The sequence below is a fragment of the Enterococcus sp. E4-223 genome (genome assembly GCF_035727065.1).
Classification (GTDB): Bacteria; Bacillota; Bacilli; order Lactobacillales; family Enterococcaceae; genus Enterococcus_B; species Enterococcus_B faecium.
Genome location: NZ_JAPMLH010000002.1, coordinates 291,913 through 311,322, shown reverse-complemented (window position 1 = coordinate 311,322; position 19,410 = coordinate 291,913). Strand labels below are relative to the sequence as shown.

Sequence of the window (19,410 nt, the reverse complement as noted above, 5' to 3'; positions counted from 1 at the left end):
TCCTTAATAGAATTGATCTGGTAAGATTGTTTCTCCCAATTTCTCATTATCACGGTAATCAATCGGAATATCAATAATTACGGGTCCTTCTGTCGCAAATCCTTCTTCTAAAGCTTTTTCTAATTCCTCTACACTTGTAGCTCGGATTCCTTTAGCGCCAAAAGCTTCTGCATATTTCACAAAATCAACTGGACCAAAGTCTACACCTGACGCCCGTTGATATTTCATTTTTTCTTGGAACTCTACCATATTGTAGTGTCCATCATTCCAAATCAAATGAACGATATTCAATTTTTTACGTACAGCCGTTTCTAAATCCTGGGCAGAGAATAAAAATCCCCCATCGCCGGAAACTGATACGATTTGTGTATTTGGACGCACCAATGCAGCAGAAATCGCCCATGGCAATGCAACACCAAGCGTTTGCATACCATTACTGAATAACAAATGACGAGGTTCATAACTTCTAAAGTGGCGTGCCATCCAAATATAATGACTACCTACATCTACGGTAACAGTCATATCATCTGTTACTTTTGACTGAAGCGTATTAATGACTTCTAAAGGATGCAAGATACCTGCTTCTCCTTTTGATTGAACAATGTCCCGCTCCGTTAATTTTGCTTGAAGAGATGCTAAATATTCTTTTGCATCTTCTGACACTTGTTGAGGCTCTAATGAACCTGTCAATAAATCAAGAGTGGCTGAGATATCACCGATCAATTCTCTTTCAGGCTGCATAAAAGGATCGATTTCAGCTGGCGCTTCATCGATCACAATGATCCGCGCATCTTTTTCCGCATTCCAGTTTCTTGCTTCATATTCGATTGGATCATAGCCAATTGCAATAACTAGATCACTTCGTTTCAAAAGCATATCTCCAGGTTGGTTTCTAAATAAACCCACACGACCAAAGAAATGCGCTTCTAATTCACGTGAGATCACTCCAGCTGCTTGGAATGTCTCTACAACAGGCAATGCTGTCTTTTCAACTAATTGCCTGATGGCTAACGTTTCTTTTTCACTTGATCCTCGCATACCTACTAATAGTACCGGTAGTTTTGCTTCTCTAATGCGTTCAGCTAGGTAACGGATATCATCTGCAGAAGCAGAACCTAATTTAGGATCGCTCAATGGCTTGATGACATTACCTTGGACAGGTGCATCCACTACATCTTGCGGGATACTGATAAAGCTCGCGCCTTTTTTTGAACTCTTAGCCATACGATAAGCATTGGCAATCACTTCTGAAATTGTTTCTGGATCTTGAATTTCTGCACTGTATTTTGTGATTGGCTGGAACAGTGCTGCATTATCCATGCTTTGATGGGTCAACTTCAATAGATCGCTTCGTTTTACTTGTCCGGCAATTGCTAAAACTGGGTCACCTTCTGCTGTCGCTGTTACCAAACCTGTAGCTAAGTTACTAGCACCAGGACCACTTGTTGCGATAACTACTCCTGGCTCTCCTGTAATACGTCCGATTGCTTGTGCCATAAATGCAGCATTTTGTTCGTGACGAGTCACGATTAATTCAGGACCTTGATCCTCTAATTCATTAAATACACCATCGATTTTTGCACCTGGTATACCGAATACATAATCAACGTGATGATTAATCAAACTTTCTACTACAGATTTCGAACCTTGTTTCATTTTTTCAGCCATTGAACATCGTCCTTTTTATGGTTTATTTTTAATTATTAGTTAGAAATAATCACAAATAAGTGATACAGTTTCTAAACCTGTTTCATTCAGAAGTATAGCACGTTTTATTTCATTTGTTTAGCCATATGTTTCAAAAAATGAAAAAGAATGACAGTTTTTACATAAAAAACTGTCATTCTTAATTGAAAGTTTCAATTTATAAATTCTACAGATCCATAGTTCTCATCAATTTACGATTGTTGAAGTAAATCAAACCAAATACGATAGAAGGACCTAGTAGAATACACCATTGGGGCTTTACGAAAAAGAAGAGAAACAAACTTGTCAATAGTAAAAAATCTAGTAAACTCACATACCATTTTTTCAACGTATAGTAGAACGCTATCCGTAGAACTTGATTTGGTTTCGACGCTGGATTTCTCACCTGAAAATACCAGCAGTTGATGCTAAAGGAAACTGATAAACAAGCAAGTAAAACAAACAACGGAATCAACCATTTTCCATAAGAAAAACGTATAAAAAAGAAACAATCAAAAATCATTATCACACTAACTATCCAAGCAAATAGCCAATAAAAAAATCCCTTTAGCCAAAATTGGCGAAACGTCTTTATGAACAAACGTACTGGTGAAAAACTTTTTTCTTTTGCTAATTCTTCTGTCATACCTATCATCACGATGCAACCTGGACCAATAAAAAGTAAAGAAAAAATAAAGGAAAAGACATTCCTTCCATCTATCGACAAAAGGAACGCAGCTGCTATATACAAGATATTGACACACCAAAAACAAAGGCTACTTGCCAATGATTGATACAACAAATAAAAGAATTCCATATAAACATTTTTGTCAAAACGCTGCTCTTTCATAATCGCCTCCTATTCCTTCATTCCTGATGAAGCGATCCCTTCTACAAAATATTTTTGCATCGCTAAAAATATAAAAGCAACAGGAAGAACAGAAACAACTGAGGCAGCCATGATTAATGCGTACTCTGCATCAAATAGCCCAATAAACATTTTCAACCCTAACTGGATTGTTTTATTTTCCGTAGAAGACAAATAAATGAATGGCCCCATATAATCGTTCCATGTATTAACGGATGTGATGATCGTCAAACTGGCAATCGCCGGTTTTGTAAGAGGCAAAATGATCTTGCGATAGATTCCCCACTCTGATAAGCCATCGATCCGCGCACTCTCACATAAAGAATCTGGGATACTACTGTAATATTGCTTCAACAAGAACACACCAAAAGCATTGAACGCTTGTAATAGCACCAACGACCACAACGTATCTGTTAAACCCACTTTTCTCATCATAATGAACTGCGGGATCATATAAGACTGCCAAGGGACAGCAATCGTGCCGATATATGCTAAAAATAAAATATCGCGCCCTTTAAAATTTAGTTTAGAAAACCCGTAAGCAGCAAAACTAGAAGTAAACAACTGAATCAACGTGATCACAACGCTTAAAAAAGCTGTATTCTTAAAAAATGTCACTAAAGGAATACGAGACCAAATAACCAGATAATTCTCTAAATGCCAAGTTTGAGGGATCCATTGAATCGGAATCGTGAACACTTCATTATTTGCTTTGAATGAAGCAGAAACCATCCATAAAAAAGGAATGATCGTCAATAAAGCTAATACAATCAGCAGAATCATACCCAACCATTGAATAAAGGGCATGTTTTTTGAACGAATTTTTGCTTTTTTTCTTTCATTTCGAACACTCTCTTCCATATCACACCTCCTAAGTACGACGCTTATTCCAAGAAAATTGAACAACCGTAACGCCCAAAACAATTACGAACAAAACAAGTGAAATAGCTGAAGCATAACCAAAATCAAATTTTTTGAATGCTTCATTGTAGATTTGGTAAACCAGCACATTTGTCGCTCGACCAGGGCCGCCATCCGTCATCACTTGCACAAGGTCAAACACCTTGAAACAATTGATGACAAGCATGATCGTTACAAAGAAGGTTGTTGGTCTCAACGAAGGTAATGTCACATTCAAAAATTGTTTCCAACGGTTTGCTCCATCTAGTGAAGACGCTTCATACAATTCTTTTTGGATACTTTGTAGTCCTGCAAGGTACAGAATCATGTAATAACCCATCCCGCGCCAAATACTGACAATTACAATTGCCCAAAGCGCCCAATTTGAACTTGAAGTCCAACCTGGAGGATGTTCAATAAATCGCCTTAAAAAGATATTAATTGGTCCCATCGTTGGATGAAACAACATATTCCAAACAACAGCAATTGCTACTAAAGAAGTAACATACGGAAAGAAAAATATCGTACGAAAAAGCTTCATCCCTCTAATTTTTTGATTTAGTAGTAAAGCTAGCCCTAACGAACAAACAAGTGTGCCGGGCACTACAGCAGCGGTATATAAAAAAGTATTTTTCAAAGAAATCCAAAAGGTCTCATCGTTGGCCATTTTACGAAAGTTATCTAGTCCAGCAAATTCTGGCGTTGAAAAAGAATCCCATTTCATAAATGCTAGTACAAGCGAAAACAGGATCGGTATTAATGTAAAAACGAAAAAACCAATGAAATTCGGGGCGATAAACGAATAAGCGATCCACGTTCGTTTTCTACGCAAATGATTTGTAGCTTTCTTATTTATACTATTTTCCATTTCGATGACGAAACAAAGAGCGTTTGATCTCTTGGCTTCTCTCCTTTCATGATTATTCTTTTTCAGCAGCTACACGTTTCTCCATATTTGCCGTTCCTTTTTCCGGCGTTTCATCTCCAACCAAAATCAAGTCATGTTCTTCTTGTAAAATCTTATCGATGGCAGGCCCATGCGTATCAATCGGAAATTCAAGTTTGATTTCATCAGGAGAAAAAGCTTTTTTAGAAATCTCATCCGTTGGCATTCCAGCGAGGTTAAAATAAAGCTGATCAATCTCATCTGTACGATATGAAGGAACTACTCCTACTCCTGCCAATACTTTTGCTCCTTCTTCACTAGCTGCAAATTCAATAAATTCTTGCGCTGCTTTTTGTTTCTTTGAGTTTTTATTGACAGCAAATGCTGTTGGCGATCCAAACGTCGTGACCGATTCTCCTTTTTTCTTCTGAGGAATAGCTGTAATTCCCCATTCTACTTCTGTCTTATTTGCTTCTTTGTTCGCAAGTATGCCAGCCATATACCAAGTTCCCATGTACATCATTGCTGCTTTTTGTTCTTCAAATTGAGATTGATAGGTTACTTTCGTTGACTTAGCCGTGCCAAAATCCATTTGCGCGCCTTCTTTTTGCATCCTCAATGCTCGATCATAATAATCAGCCATAAATCGATAATCTGGTTCCACAAGATTCGCTTCGTTTTGAGCAGCTGCAATAGCTTGGATCGTTGAACGCCAGATATGTTGATATGCTCCATAAACTTGTCCGTCATTTTTACTAAGCTTTTTTGCTAAATCTTCGTATTCGTCCCAAGTTAGATTTTCTGGGTATTCGATTCCTGCATCATCAAACATTTTCTTATTGTAATACAGTACCCAAAAGTCCGTTCGATAGGGCAATGCGTATGTTTTTCCATCGATATCATACATTTCATATGTTCCTTCAGCAGCAGTATCTAATTCTCTAATTCGTTCTGTTTGATCGACTAACTGATCTCGTAAAGCATAATTTGAATACGACAAAAGATTTTTCATCGTCAATACATCTGTCGTGTCTCCAGAAGAAAGCATCGTAGTAAGTTTCGTGTCATAATCATCTGAAGCAATATCCACTGCTTTCACTTTGATTCCCGTTTTCTTTTCGAATGCTTCAAAGAGCGCTTTGAATTCAGGTGTTGTTTCATAATTCCATGTCGAAACGGTAATTTCATTTGCTGATTCTCCACTACTGCCTTCTTGATTACCACAAGCACCAAATACAAGTGACATTCCCAAAACTATTGATCCAATCATCATTTTTTTCCATCGCTTCATTATATATGAATCCTCCTCTTCTCTTATACATTACCAGTAACAGTACCATGTTTTAGCTAGACGAGTGATCCCTTCTACATAAAAGTAATCACCCCAGATCACACATTCATCTACACCTTTTAAGCTGTTTTTATCATAAACGGCATGGAGAAGCAGCCCGTTTGATCCATCTACTTGTTTCGTTGTATAGTTTTTTTGTAATTCTCCCAAGATTTTGACTGCCATCTCTTCGTAATCGAAATGACGATGATCTGAAACAGGCAGTTGTTTGGAAAGTTCTAACAATCCGCATGCAGCTATTGCTGCCGCAGAGCTATCTTTTTCCTCTTGACTACCTTCTTTGAATATTAAATCCCAATAACAAATCAAATCTTCAGGAAGCTCTTGTAGAAAATAATCAGCAAGTTGCGTGGCGGTCTCTAAAAAAGAACCGTCTCCCGTATACAAGTAACTTAATGTGAATCCATAGATTCCCCACGCTTGCCCGCGTGCCCAACAGGATTCATCTGAATAACCTTGTTGCGTACGACCATATTTAGGCACTCCAGTAACATCATCAAAGTAATACGTATGGTAAGTAGTAGCATTGTCTCTCACAATATACTTTTGAGTTTGTTTCGCATGGCTGTAGGCAGCTGTTTTATAATCCTCATCTCCGGTAGCCTCAGTAGCAAAGTAAAGTAATGGTAGATTCATCAAACAATCAATGATCATACGTCCACGCTGCTTTGGATCATCTAAGTCTCCCCAAGCTTGGATAATTTGAGATTTGGGAGAATAACGCTCCATCAATCGATCAGCTGCTTGTATCGCTATTTGCTTTGATGACTCGTTTTTATTCAATCGATAATCAGCAACAGCTGATAATTGATATAAAAATCCGATATCATGCGTATCCAAGGCTATATCTTTTTCTAAACGTTCTTTGAATGAAGCTAATTGACTTTCTATCGTTCGATCAAAATCTTTTGAGTTAGAAAGTTCTTTTGTTAAAAATAATATCCCCAACCAGAAACTAGCCGTCCAATCAGTGTTTTCTTCCGCTTCATATACATGATTGTTACTAGCTGCAGCAGGTACGAGAAATTTAAATTTTTCTTGATTTTCACGCATCTGTTTTTCAATAAAATCAATTTCTGAAACTAGCCAATCTAACTCAACTATATTTGTTCTATTGTCCATCGTTGTATTTTTCCTCCAACTTTACATTAATCCTTTGCCCTAGTTGCCCGATTTCTATATTTCTCCCAATAATTTCTACAGCAGGCTCTTCAAAAACCTGTTCTGGTAAAACACCGCTGATCACAGATATAAATACTTGTTTTCCGCTTTCAGCCACGCCTGTCAAATATGGTAATAGTGTTACTGGAAAATAAAGACTTGTATTAGGTTCAGGTCGAATAATCCCAGCTTTCTTGTATCCAATGATGTTCTTAATCCTCGAAGTACCAATGATCGATCGTGCTGTGGCACATTGTCCCGCTATACATCTATTTGTATTTTCCATTGGTACACTAAACCCGCCTTCATACACATACAGCAACCGTTCACTCCATATTTCGTGGATACGCAAATGCCCGTTTTCAAGCGGAACGATTGTACTTTTTATTGTCACATCTGACCAAGGACGCCATAAATGGACAACTCGGTCTAACTCGATTGAAAACATTTCATCTAATTCTTTTGTCCGAAAGTGACGGCCATCTTCAGACAACGCCAAACAACTATCATAAGCTCCTTCACCATATGATCCGTTGCTTTTTGGCACACTGAAACCAAAAAGAGTTGAATAGACAAATTTACTGTATTTCGCACTCCCATGATTTTGATTTTGAATGAACTGTCCCGCCGGAAAAGCTTGCACATGCTTTAATGTCTGATCATATTGATACATATTTTTACTAGAAGGCACTGCTTTTTTACGTACTTCTATCTTTAATCCGAGTGCTTCTGCTTGCCAATAAGGATGATCATCAGGGACTGCTAATAACAAAAACGTTTTGAATGCCCAATAAGGGGATCCTGGGCCATTGTATCCTTCCGCAAAAACCATATTTTGATAATGATAACCAACTGACAGCAACCCATCAGTTGTCAGCATCTCTTGATGATTCCAATATTTCAAATGTCGACTGATCAATCCTTTGATCTCGCCCCACGGCAATGCTTCGACATTAGCAAAAACTAGCGCACTAAAAAATGACACTTGCGCAAAGCGATAAGTCAAACTACGCCCAAATGGAAGCCCTCTTCCTTCTTCATCAAACCAATATTTAAATGTCTGAGCAAACAAGCATGCCCTTTTCTTCATTCTTTTGGCACGAACCGGATCTTCTTTTTCCATGAAGCGGCAATAGATCAAACTATAGTAGTGGATAGCAAAGGAAACATAATAATCTACTTGTGTCTCAACTCCGTCACAATACCACCCCTCGCCTTGATAAAAGCTTTCAATAGTTTCAAGATCTTTCTCCAACAAACTCTTTGAATAACTTCTTCCACAATTTTTCATCGCTAAATTGATCAGTACACGGAAGAAATGCCAATTATTTCTCGGTAAAGAAGATTCATTAACCTGCATTAGCCAATGATGAAGATTTTTTTGTGCCTGCGGTTCTAATCGATCCCAAATATTTTCTTTATTCAGCAACAAGGACGTACTAAGAGAAGCCATCTCTACGATCAATTGATCAGAAGAATCGATTTCTCCCCAATAATCTGGACTTCTTGGGTCTACGCCTTTCGTTATCCCTTCAAGATAAACTTCTGTAAGAGGATGCGGCTTGTTTGTGATAAAAGGTCCTAATCCCCATAACGGTCTTAAGTATGCTTCGATTTGTCTACGATCTTCTGTATATACCGTTCCATGCGTCCCTAACTTCAAGCGCCCGGGTCGTTTCTCATAAAAGACGCTTAATGGCTCTAGCAAACCCAAAAACATTTCTTCAATATCTTCTTTTGATAAACAATCATTGAACCTTAAACTATTTTGTCTTCCCCTCTTTCTTTCATTCACTCTCGTTCCTCCTTTCAATCAGCAGCCCCTTTATAAAACCATAATATTCTCCATATACTTTAATCCGCTCTCCTACACGAAAGCATTGATTTTGATCGTTGAATATCATAAAAACGTTTCCTTGAGTTTGCAATAAGAAACGATCGCCATTTTCCACTTTGCCGCTTTTTCGATCTGATTTGATGATAGTCTCCTCTAAAGAAACCATTTCACGTAAAGGTACTTCATCGTTTTGCCATTCTTGTTCAGAAACGCTTCGAGCATTTTCTTTTAACTTTTCTTCTTGTTTTTTACTAAAATTATTTATTTGCTTACGATTGTCGTTCATGTACCCTGTTGCTAAAAACAGACTACAAATAACGATAACCATAGCTACTAACCCTTTCAATTTTCTCCCGCCCCTCCTTTTTTTGATAGCGCTTCCTTAAGAAGATAGTACTTTTTTACTCAGGAAAAATCAATAGTTTTTAGTAAAATATTTTTTTTTGTAATTTTTTTACTTTGCTTTTTTACTTGAAAGAAATATACTGTATATAAGAAATTGAATGAATGAGGGGTACAAAATGGCCACTATTACTGATATCGCAAAAGCTGCAGCAGTATCGATCTCTACTGTTTCTAGAGTATTAAATTATGACTCTACCTTGTCTGTTACTGAAGAAACGAAGCGGAAGATTTTTGAAATTGCTGAAGAACTGAATTACACAAAATATAAGCAAAAAAAGAAACAGAAAAGAAACATAAAAAAAGTAGGAGAAAAAAAAGAACGATCGCTTGGTATTATCCAATGGCGCTTAGATGAGGAAGAATTAGATGATATATATTACATGTCCATTCGCTTAGGAGTAGAAAAACGTGCTGCCGAGCTAGGATATAACGTATTGAAGATTTCTCACTTAGATGATCAATCAATAGAATCAGTGGATGGTCTCTTAGCTATTGGTAAATTTACCCAGGAAAGAATCGATGAATTCGCAGCACTTCATGAACATTTCTGTGTAATAGGAAGTAATTTTCCTTTGAACAACTATGATTCCGTAAACACCGATTTTGCCCAAGCAACTGAACTAGCCTTAGGACATTTATTTTCTCTTGGCCATAAAGAGATTGCTTTTATTGGGGCTGAAGAAACAGATAATCTTCATAGTTATCGTCAATATAAGACACCAACTACTAACACTTTCATTGATGTTATGCAATTTCATGGCTTATATAAAGAAGAGTATTTTATCTTGAAGGAAAATAGTCACTTGGATGTCCCTACAGGAGAAGAACTGACCTTGCAAGCATTGAAAAGCTGGAATGAAAAGTTGCCCACTGCTATTTTAGCAGCAAATGATTCATTTGCGATCGGTATTATCCATAAATTGACAGAAGCTGGGATTCGTGTGCCGGAAGAAATCAGTGTGATGGGAATAAACGATCTTTCGATTTCTCGTTATGTCTCACCTTCTTTATCAACTGTCCATGCATTTACAGAAGAAATGGGCGAAATGGGCGTGAACGTTTTAGATGAACGAATTAAAAATCCCGGAATCGCTAAACGGATTCTACTTAGTACAGAATTAGTTATCCGACAATCGACAGCTTCTCCACGTCAAACGTAGAGAAATAAGAGGTTGTGAAAAAATTGTCCTACATCAAGCAATAAGAACAGCTAAGCAAAAACAGCTCTTCCTGTTTTATGAATAGTGATTTATAAAAGTGGAGTTGGCAGGAAAACATGGTTTACTCCGAAAAAGGGCTGTGACGCGTTTATTGTCACAGCCCTTTTTAAGTTGAAGTGTTCAAGTTTATCACATAAGTAAAAAGGAAGTAATAATCTCAGTTTCTTTGGCAACACGATACATCGCTTGTATTTGATGCGCTTCGTAAAGACCACCATCATGCCGGTGATATTGTTTTTTTATCACATTGAGGCTAATCAAAAAACGCGTATCGAATTTGATTTCAACTACTTCGTTGCTTGTACTTAGAATAACTTTTTTCTCCTCTATTACTGGTTCAATATGAGACACGAAATTCTCTATGATCTCATTTTTTGCTTTACTGAAACAAAACCGATCATGGAGCACTAAGATTTTTTTCTGTTCATGAACAGAAAAATGACGGGTAAATTTTTCTATATAAGATTCAGTACTATATGTTTCGGCCAAGTTGTAAGTGATTTCCCCGTTAGCGCAATCCGTTCTTACCACTTCTGCTTTTCCGTCGTTAACGACTTGTGAACAACCATTTAAGATAGGCAGATGATGGCTCTTAGCTGAAGTAACGAAATACTGATACCGTTTTGCTTCATCAAAGTATTCTTTAGTATATTCCCCTGCCCCTAGGTCTGTTAGGAACAATACTTCGTGATTGCCAAATACAAAATGACCAACATCCAAATGATTATGGCTTTCTCGATTGTCACCACCTTTTGCTGCGAAAAATAGATCTTGTTTTACTGAATTTAGGATAAACCATTGAGCATCTGGAAAATAGTTACACTGTCTGTTAATAACACTCGACTCCTTCTTTTTTGTCCATCGAAGATTATGATAGAGATGAGCAAAACGGTAACACTTGTCAAAATCCAAAGAACTGACTGTCTCTATAGGAATATCTGCACCGAATCTCGATACGCAAAAGCTTAAGAGTCCACTTGGCAAGTTTGGTTGAGAAAAATCTGAAAAAGGAAGATAAGTATTATTTATTCTTACTTTCCCAGGAAATTCCGCTATTTTCTTGACCTTATTTATCTCTAAATAATAATGATTTCCTGTCGATTCGGCTAATTTTTCAGCATAATAAATATAATAACCAAATCCATAACCCCAGTATCCCACACCTTCTGTGCAGATACCGTCTTCTCCAAAGCTACGAAGATAGTTCTTAAGCGAAATATCGATTTTTGTCAGGAGTCGTTCTAAACGATCGCTTTTTTTAGGAAGCAAGGACAAACAAGCCATCCCGATGCATCCGCCGATTACAGCACTCCAGTTGTTTTTCTTTTGTTCCCATTCCCATGACTGTTTTTCAAAAGGCAGGATCAAACGTTTCTCTACTTCCTTTCTTATACGATTCGCAACGATAGGCGATAGCTCTTCTCCGACTTGTTCATAGATCTCAGCTAATGCCTGTCCCGTTTCGGCAGAAAATAAGTCGATATAAACCCTTGCTTGATCATTGGATAAAACTTGCTTTGACAAGTGAGCAGGCAGTGCCCATGTCCACTCATTACAAACTTCCCAAATTAATTGTTCCAACCACTCTTTGTTCTCACTGTTCTTTTCATAGAAATAAGCTAAAGCAGCCACAAACAATTGTCTTCTTCTAGCAAAATAACTAGATTCGTATCTCAATCGTTTACCCGTTTCAAAAAATTCCATAAATTCTTTTAATACAAAAGGCTCAATCTTGTTCTGCTGAATATACTCTTTATTGGCTTTAAAAATCTCCGTTTTTAAAGGATCAGCTATTGTTTTCATCATATCCTCCTTGAATGAAACCTTTTTATCTCATTTTACCAGAATTCAGTAAAAAAATATATTTTTAGTAAAAAATTGATCCTGTTTTTTTGGTTCGATTTTCATCTTTCCTTTGCTGTTAAGGATATAAGCAAACTCTATCTGATTTATCTCTGGATACCATGTCTTAGTAATATAAAAAAAGGTTGTGACAAAATTCTGATCACAACCTTTTGGCAAACGGTAGATTCACCCCTTCTTTCTAAATAATTCTTCATGCATAATTCAGCAACAATCGTGTCTCATCAATCAGAAAGTTTAATTTCTGTCCATTTTTCAAAGTGACAGTAATCATCTCACCATCTTCTTCGATTTTATCTGCTTTTAGAGGAAGATAGTTCAAGTAATCATCTATAATTTGTTTTTTCCCCCGGTTATTTTGATCTTCATCAAAATAAGATAACCGCACAACTTTTTTGTTCGTTTCATCAATGATTGCCGTTCCGTAGCCTGTTTGCGTGAGGAATTCCATTTGCCAAAATACGCTGTCCTCTGAGATCAAAACTTCATAGTCTTGAACAATCACTGGCTCTTTTGGCATGGATAGCTTTTGAAATAGCTGATTTAATTCCTCTCGCAGCCGATTGACCATATCTAATTGGCTCTGATCTGATTCTTCCATAATAGAAAAAGATTGGGCTTGGCTCATTGCTGTTTCGATAGAGGGAGAAGAAGCTGAACTTAAAGAAGAGATATCTACTGTTCTTTGTTCTTTTGCAGTAATACTACTCGCTAAAATATCTGGTAAAAAAAACAATCCTGCACTGAATACCAGAAAGAAAGCAGAAAGAAGATATAATTTAATTTTCATCTGTTTCCCCTCCTAAAGCAAAATCGATCGTGATCATTGTCCCTGAGTCTAGCGTACTTTCTATGTCAAAAGAACTATTATGCAATTCGGTTATTTTCTTTACCAAAGCTAATCCAAGTCCTAAATGTTTCGTTGTCCTTGAAGGATTTCCTGTAAAAAATTCATCTGTTACTTTAGACAAATTTTCTGCTGGTATCCCTCTCCCATTATCGGAAAACTGCAGAATATAACGCTTTTCTTTCTTTATTCCTTTGACCACTAATTTTCCATCTTCTGCTATAGCTTCTAATGAATTCGCCAGAATATTCATTGCTAGTAACTTGAAAAGATTGATGTCTAGCAAAATATTGGCAGGTTCTAGTTCGATGGTATAAGTAAATCCTTGTTTCATTCCTTTAAGAAACTTGTTTAGATCATTGCTGATCATGCTGGTCGATATTTCTTCAAGAGAGACATTTGTTCTTTCTAGTTCTATCAATTTCAAAATATCATTGGACAAATGTTTTAGCCGGTTGCTTTCTTCAAGGATATAATCGACAGATTCTTTGGCTGATTGGTCCAATTTTTCCCATTTCAGCATTTGCGCATAGCCGATAATGGAAGTCAGCGGCGTTCGAATCTCGTGAGAAAAGCTAGAAACAAATAAATCTTGCTTTTCCTTTGCCTGACGGAGAGTTTCTAAATCGTAGTTCAATTTATCAGCCATATTGTTCAAACTGTTCCCTAATTTCCCAATTTCGTCTTGAGTATTGACTATTGCCCGTTCTTTCGTCTTACCTTCTGTGATATGCTGGGCTACAGAAATCAGCTGATTGATGGGCTTCAAGATCATGCTTGTTAGAAAATAAGTGACGGGAATGATAGCCAAAAGCAAAAAGAGTAAAATCAGCCGAAAATAGACAAGGGAATCTTTCGCGATTTCTTCATAGTTCTTTGCTTGATGGTAAGTAGCTAAACGATAGGTAGTGTCGGGTATCTTTGAAGTCGAATAAAGTATCTTTTTGTTTTTAACAGTAACCATATCACTGATTTCTACAATACGATTAGACAACTCTTTTGGAGAATCGTATTTTTCAAACAAAGTAGGCTTTGTACTAAAAACCGTTTTACCTTTTTTGTCTAGAATCTCAAATTCTCCGATTTTGGCTGCAGCTACGAATTCACCATTTTTTCTCATTTCATCTGTTGTTTCATCTCCGTCTGTTTTCGTCGACAAAAGCAGTAAGAGATTTTTCTGCTGGTTGACTAGCACTTCTTTTTCTTGAGAAACTGTGCGCTGGTAAATCGCATGCAGTGTAAAACCACTGACCACCAAATAAATGAGTAAAAAGAAGAATAATAATGAAAAGAAAACTTTGCTCGTATATTTCAAGTTCACCCCTCCAATAGGTAACCTACACCATAAATCGTACGCAAGTCCTGTCCTAATTGCAATTTATTTCTGATTCGTTGGATGTGTAAATCAAGCGTTCTGGAGTTGGGTTCTTCTTCCCTTCCCCAGATTTTTTGATAGATTTTTTCTCTTGGCAAAATAATTGCTTTATTTCTAATTAAGTAAAGAAGTAATTCATATTCTTTAGGAGTCAAAGAAACAGCTTGATTTCTTGCAGTGACGGCCCTTGTTTTTTCATTGATTTCGATATACTTCCATTTCAATAATTTATTTGAGCTAGATTTTCCGTTTCTTCGAAGAACAACTTCCACCCGTGCCAGCAATTCTTCTAGATCAAATGGCTTTGTTATATAATCTTCAGCTCCTGACCTTAATCCGCTCACTCGGTCGGAAATCTGGTCTTTGGCTGTCAAGAAAATAACGGGGAGATCATACTCACGCATATACGCAAATACTTCATAACCATCGATTTCAGGAAGCATGATATCCAACAACGCCAAATCAAATTCCTGCTGCTCGATGATATCTGCCACTTCCTTTCCTGTGAATACTGAATAGACCGTATAGCCATTTTTTTCTAATGTACGAACTAAAAGTTTATTGATTGCAAGATTATCTTCTACTACTAGTATCTTCATACAGATCCTCACCTTCTGCCAATAGAGCAAATTTTATCCCTAACTTATAAATATACACGAATATCAGTGAAAATAAAAAGATGAGTACGATCAATAAAAAAGATGGACTGTCTATCCTGGTAAATGCTTCGATCAATCTCATGAGCGTTTCTTTGCTGTCGGTGAAGACGTCTGTACTGTTCAATCTTAAAAAGCGACCGAAGTAAATCCCTATGGCGTTGATAAACAAGATGATGCTGACAACTAACCATTGATAGACGCCTATTCCGATTTTTTTGACGATTATATCGGTAACTATCCATAAGCTTTCACAACCCAAAAATGTGGTTGGAAAGACAGAAAGAACGACTAGCAACAATTTATACCAGATTTCTATCTCCATACTTATCATCATAGTTGATGGATCATAAGGTGAAAGCAAAGACAGATGGAATAAATCGGTGAACAAATAAAAGTTATTGGGAAAAAACAGTAACCAGAATAAGATCAGCACGAGAGAGACTAATTTGGATCTGCTGGATTTTATCCACATCGCTAATTCAATCGGGATATATGCCAGAATCGTATTAGTAAAAAATAAATAAAAAACACTTTTTTCATAAAAAGAAAGATAAAGAACGAGCAGCAACAAAATGTAATATCCTCTAATAAAATACATCTGCTTTTGAATCATTGGACATCTCTCCTTTTTTAAACTAAACGGGTCGGTGATCATTGCGCCCATAATAATTTTCTGCTTTTGATGGATTATCTAATAAATCGCTGATGGTCGTAAAAGTATATCCTTCTCTTTTTAATTCATCAATCAGCACAGGAACAGCATCTACGGTCTCAGGATAGATATCATGTAGTAAGATAATTGCACCGTCATATACTGTGCTTTTTACTTGCTGCAGAATTTTTTCCTTTTGTCTAGATTGCCAATCTTTCGAGTCAACAGACCATTCGATCATTGGGCGATTAATGATTCCTGCTCCTTTTTTTGTGATAGAGCCATACGGAGGTCGGACATATGCTGGCTTTTTACCGATTGCTTTCAAAATAGCGTTATCTGTTTGAGTAATTTCAGCACTGATTTCCTGGTCAGATAGACCTGCTAAATCTTTATGTGAAAATGTATGGCTGCCGATTTGATGACCATCTTGTACCTCTTTTTTCAAAAGTTGTTCGTTCTGGGAAACATTTTCTCCTAGAACAAAAAAAGTGGCATGTATATCTTTTTGTTTTAAAACTTCTAAAAGTTTCGGCGTTGTGGACGGATTAGGCCCGTCATCAAAGGTAAGAGCAATGGTCTTTGATGATTTCATTGTATCTTCCGTTTCTTTATTTTTTTCATTTTTTGTTTGCTGTTCCTTTGTGGTGATCGTTGGACTGGTAGAATTTTGTATTTCTGTTTGCTCTTGTTTCCTGGAGCTTTCAGTATTTTCTATTGTTTTGTCTTCGTTCGTTGAGGGCGTGAAGACTCTGTCTGCCATATAGACGCTTCCCCCTGTGATCCCTATTAGAAGGATGATTATTCCAAAGGCTATCAAACTTTTTTTAATCATATTCCTCTCTCCTGCTTTACTGTAATTGCTGACTGATTCGTTTGATTTCTGCATCAGTCATTTTTTGGTAAGATATGCCGTCAATTATTTCTTCTTTCCCTTTTAATTGATCCGTACTCATTTTAAATTTGTTGTTCTTCGTTATATATAATTTCAGCAATTCTCTCAAAGGTAAATTGGTTTTCATATTGTTGCCTAAAACATTGATGATTTTGTCTACTTTAGGTATGGATTCCAGAGTCAATAGCTTCTGCATAATCGCTTTGATCACTTTTTGCTGTCGAATTTGTCTCCCATAGTCACCATTAGGATCGTCATATCTCATTCTTGACCAGGCAAGTGCTTCTTCTGGAGATAACGTAAGGGAGCCTTTTGGGAAATCATAGTGATCAAAGCTGAAAGCAAAATCATTGACCACTTCAATATCGCCAACGATACTTAGAATACTCTCCAGCCCTTTCATATTCATTGCCATGTAGTAGGGAATAGTAGTATCAAGCATACTCTCTGTCGTTTGAATAGCAGTTTGTTCTCCTCCGTAAGCATAAGCGGCATTCAATTTGTCAAATCTGTTTTGTCCTGCGATTTGAACATAGGTATCTCGCTCTAGACTAATCAATTTTATTGCTTCATTTTTCAGATCAACATGAGCAGCAATCATTGAATCCGATCTTCCTCGTTCCGTCCTTCCAAATTCTCCAGTATCTACACCTAATAGCAGTACATTGAACCGATCGGGTAATTGTGTGTCTGTATCGGCTGAATATTTCACATTCATGTTGGCGGCTGTTTTTTTTGAAACCTCAGACAGGTTTTGCAATTTCATATATTCGCTTACACCATAAGCACCTGCTGCTATAATAAACATCAATAGAAAAATAGATATGATTTTTAACGTTTTATACATTTATCTTCTCCTCCTTTGCTGTTAAGGATAGAAGCAAAATCTATCTGATTTGTATCTAAATACCATACTTTAGAGAAATTAAAAAAAGGTTGTGCCAAAATTTTTGTCACAACCTCTTGATAAACGGTATTCTAAAAGTAGCTTTTTCGAAAAATAATTTATTTACTGAACTGGCCGATGATCGTTTCTACCATAGTAGTTCTCGACAGCCGTTGGATGCCCTAATAAATCCCCAACTGTCGTGATGCGACAGCCTTGCTCTTTCAGATAATCGATCACTTGAGGAACGGCACGAATCGTTTCAGGATAGATATCATGGAATAAAATAATTGCCCCATCGTATACTGTTGCTTGGATCTTCTGCAAAATCAAGTCAGGATTTCTTGTCTTCCAATCTTCTGAATCAACAGACCATTCGATGATCGGTCGCTGGATGATCGTTGCCCCTACATTCGTGACAGAACCATAGGGCGGACGAACAAAAGCGGGGGTTTTGCCAGTGACTTTTTTGATCTCAGTGTCTGCTTTCGTCACTTCCTCCGTCATCGACTGGGCAGAAAGAGTGGCCAGATTCTGATGATCGTATGTGTGATTGCCAATCTCGTGCCCTGCTTCAGCTGTCTGCTTCACGATTTCAGGATGCTGCGCCGTATTTTCTCCTAAGACGAAAAAAGTGACATGCACGTTTTTTTCTTTTAAGATTCGCAGAAGCTGCGGCGTTGTGGTCGCTCCTGGTCCATCATCAAAGCTGATTGCGACGCTTTTGACAGCCGTATCTCGGCTCGTTTTTGTACTGTCTTGTGTTGATGGTGATGACTGACTTTGTACCTTTTCCGCTGATTCTTGAATGGCTTCTTTGACGTTAGCTGTTTCAGTTGATTGGCTTTTAAAGGTTGATTGTTCTGATTGTTTGAAAGATTGTGACGAATGATCCGAAGAATGTGCTTGTCCTTTCACTTCGGTGATCAAGGAGGCCACCGAAGTAACTTCGAAAAATAAAATACCTAGCAAAGCAATAATCCCAATAACTAAAAAAGACTGTTTTGACATACACATTCTTCCTTTAATCCTTATTTTTTGCAGAATTCTCAAGAAACAAATTTTTTGCTACTTTATAATTACTTTATTATCACTTTATTGTTATATTATCGTCAGTTAGTTCAAAATCAGCGTTCGATAATACTCAGCCTAAAATAAAGGGCTAACATTTCTTTAGAAATTTCTGCTATTTCTCATTGATACTAGGATAAATGATAAATGAATGGCATATGAGATAAAAATGATTTTTTTTTACTGTTATTTGATTAATTAATATGATAATTAAAAAAATTCATCCTCACTTTACTCTTTTCAATTGAAACATTCTATGATAATGACCGCTTCCAAGTGTAAAAAACACTTGAAAGCGGTCATTATTATTATTCGTAAGATTTTCCTAAAATAGTTAAATCAGTCAACTGATCATCCATGTTTGCAACTTTAGGTAAATGCCCCCACTGCTCATATCCGTTTTTTCGGAATAGGTTGATGCTCGCTTGATTGGTAGCAAACACAAAAGCTAAAAGTGTATCGATCTTACAATCTAAAAGTTGAGATTCAGCAAATGATAATGCTTTTTGTCCTAATCCATGTTTTCGGTAATTTGAATCAATATAAATACTTATCTCTGCAGTTTTTGCATAAGCTGGTCTCCCGTAAAAATCGCTAAGACTCACCCATCCTGCGATATTTTGATCGATCTTCAAAACCCACATCGGGCGTTCTTTTGATTGATGGGCATCAAACCATGCCTTTTTCGATTCTATTGTAACTGGTTCTAAATCAGCTGTAGATAAGCGAGTTGGAATCGCTTGATTGTAAATTTCCACGATTCTAGGCAAATCCTGGATCTGTGATAAAGAAAAGTTGATCATCGTTCACAATCCCCTCATACGTAATTGAGGTTATTATATCATTAT

The 19,410-nt window shown here is 37.0% G+C and carries 18 protein-coding genes; 1 reads left to right on the top strand and 17 read right to left on the bottom strand.

What is annotated here, in order from left to right:
• Nucleotides 1-3: 3 nt before the first annotated feature.
• The 8 genes from alsS to OS139_RS04175 all read right to left on the bottom strand — a co-directional run bounded on the left by alsS (nt 4) and on the right by OS139_RS04175 (nt 9,035).
• Complete coding sequence (alsS, locus tag OS139_RS04210) at nt 4-1,668, bottom strand: acetolactate synthase AlsS (RefSeq protein ID WP_002297645.1); 1,665 nt, start codon at nt 1,666-1,668, stop codon at nt 4-6.
• A gap of 205 nt (nt 1,669-1,873) precedes the next feature.
• Nucleotides 1,874-2,536 carry a DUF624 domain-containing protein gene (locus OS139_RS04205; RefSeq protein WP_002306326.1) on the bottom strand — a complete coding sequence of 221 codons (663 nt, stop codon included), beginning with the start codon at nt 2,534-2,536 and terminating at the stop codon, nt 1,874-1,876.
• A 9-nt stretch (nt 2,537-2,545) separates the two neighbouring features.
• A complete protein-coding gene (locus tag OS139_RS04200) occupies nt 2,546-3,361 on the bottom strand; it encodes a carbohydrate ABC transporter permease (RefSeq protein ID WP_025479090.1) in 816 nt (271 codons plus the stop codon).
• Nucleotides 3,362-3,425: 64 nt separating this feature from the next.
• Complete coding sequence (locus tag OS139_RS04195; RefSeq protein WP_016628336.1) at nt 3,426-4,322, bottom strand: carbohydrate ABC transporter permease; 897 nt, start codon at nt 4,320-4,322, stop codon at nt 3,426-3,428.
• Between the two features lie 52 nt (nt 4,323-4,374).
• Nucleotides 4,375-5,631 (bottom strand): ABC transporter substrate-binding protein, encoded by a 1,257-nt coding sequence (locus tag OS139_RS04190; protein WP_002331487.1) that lies wholly within the window; start codon nt 5,629-5,631, stop codon nt 4,375-4,377.
• 30 nt (nt 5,632-5,661) lie between these two features.
• Complete coding sequence (locus tag OS139_RS04185) at nt 5,662-6,813, bottom strand: glycoside hydrolase family 88 protein (RefSeq protein ID WP_002331488.1); 1,152 nt, start codon at nt 6,811-6,813, stop codon at nt 5,662-5,664.
• On the bottom strand, nt 6,803-8,647 hold the full coding sequence (locus tag OS139_RS04180; protein WP_002331489.1) for a DUF2264 domain-containing protein: 1,845 nt from the start codon (nt 8,645-8,647) through the stop codon (nt 6,803-6,805). Before OS139_RS04180 ends, OS139_RS04185 begins: the two co-directional genes overlap by 11 nt.
• A complete protein-coding gene (locus tag OS139_RS04175; RefSeq protein ID WP_002331490.1) occupies nt 8,640-9,035 on the bottom strand; it encodes a hypothetical protein in 396 nt (131 codons plus the stop codon). The genes OS139_RS04180 and OS139_RS04175 overlap by 8 nt, the downstream gene beginning before the upstream one ends.
• Before the next feature lie 175 nt (nt 9,036-9,210).
• On the opposite strand from OS139_RS04175, the gene OS139_RS04170 reads away from it, so the two are divergent.
• Entirely contained in the window at nt 9,211-10,254 is a 1,044-nt protein-coding gene (locus OS139_RS04170) for a LacI family DNA-binding transcriptional regulator (RefSeq protein WP_002331491.1), read from the top strand.
• 189 nt (nt 10,255-10,443) lie between these two features.
• Here OS139_RS04170 and OS139_RS04165 read toward each other — a convergent pair whose 3' ends face one another.
• The 9 genes from OS139_RS04165 to OS139_RS04125 form a co-directional block, all read right to left on the bottom strand.
• Nucleotides 10,444-12,117: a heparinase II/III family protein gene (locus OS139_RS04165; protein WP_002331492.1), complete on the bottom strand. Its 1,674-nt coding sequence runs from the start codon at nt 12,115-12,117 to the stop codon at nt 10,444-10,446.
• Nucleotides 12,118-12,370: 253 nt separating this feature from the next.
• Nucleotides 12,371-12,967 (bottom strand): hypothetical protein, encoded by a 597-nt coding sequence (locus OS139_RS04160; protein ID WP_002306317.1) that lies wholly within the window; start codon nt 12,965-12,967, stop codon nt 12,371-12,373.
• A complete protein-coding gene (locus OS139_RS04155; protein ID WP_230198353.1) occupies nt 12,957-14,345 on the bottom strand; it encodes a HAMP domain-containing sensor histidine kinase in 1,389 nt (462 codons plus the stop codon). Before OS139_RS04155 ends, OS139_RS04160 begins: the two co-directional genes overlap by 11 nt.
• A complete protein-coding gene (locus OS139_RS04150; protein ID WP_002331494.1) occupies nt 14,342-14,998 on the bottom strand; it encodes a response regulator transcription factor in 657 nt (218 codons plus the stop codon). The genes OS139_RS04155 and OS139_RS04150 overlap by 4 nt, the downstream gene beginning before the upstream one ends.
• On the bottom strand, nt 14,973-15,671 hold the full coding sequence (locus tag OS139_RS04145) for a DUF1361 domain-containing protein (RefSeq protein ID WP_002306314.1): 699 nt from the start codon (nt 15,669-15,671) through the stop codon (nt 14,973-14,975). The genes OS139_RS04150 and OS139_RS04145 overlap by 26 nt, the downstream gene beginning before the upstream one ends.
• A gap of 22 nt (nt 15,672-15,693) precedes the next feature.
• A complete protein-coding gene (locus OS139_RS04140; protein WP_002331495.1) occupies nt 15,694-16,545 on the bottom strand; it encodes a polysaccharide deacetylase family protein in 852 nt (283 codons plus the stop codon).
• A gap of 16 nt (nt 16,546-16,561) precedes the next feature.
• A complete protein-coding gene (locus OS139_RS04135; protein WP_002306312.1) occupies nt 16,562-17,452 on the bottom strand; it encodes an LCP family protein in 891 nt (296 codons plus the stop codon).
• 162 nt (nt 17,453-17,614) lie between these two features.
• A complete protein-coding gene (locus OS139_RS04130; protein WP_002331496.1) occupies nt 17,615-18,502 on the bottom strand; it encodes a polysaccharide deacetylase family protein in 888 nt (295 codons plus the stop codon).
• Nucleotides 18,503-18,870: 368 nt separating this feature from the next.
• Nucleotides 18,871-19,365, bottom strand: coding sequence for a GNAT family N-acetyltransferase (locus tag OS139_RS04125; RefSeq protein WP_002306311.1), 495 nt, complete (start codon nt 19,363-19,365; stop codon nt 18,871-18,873).
• Between the last annotated feature and the right edge of the window lie 45 nt (nt 19,366-19,410).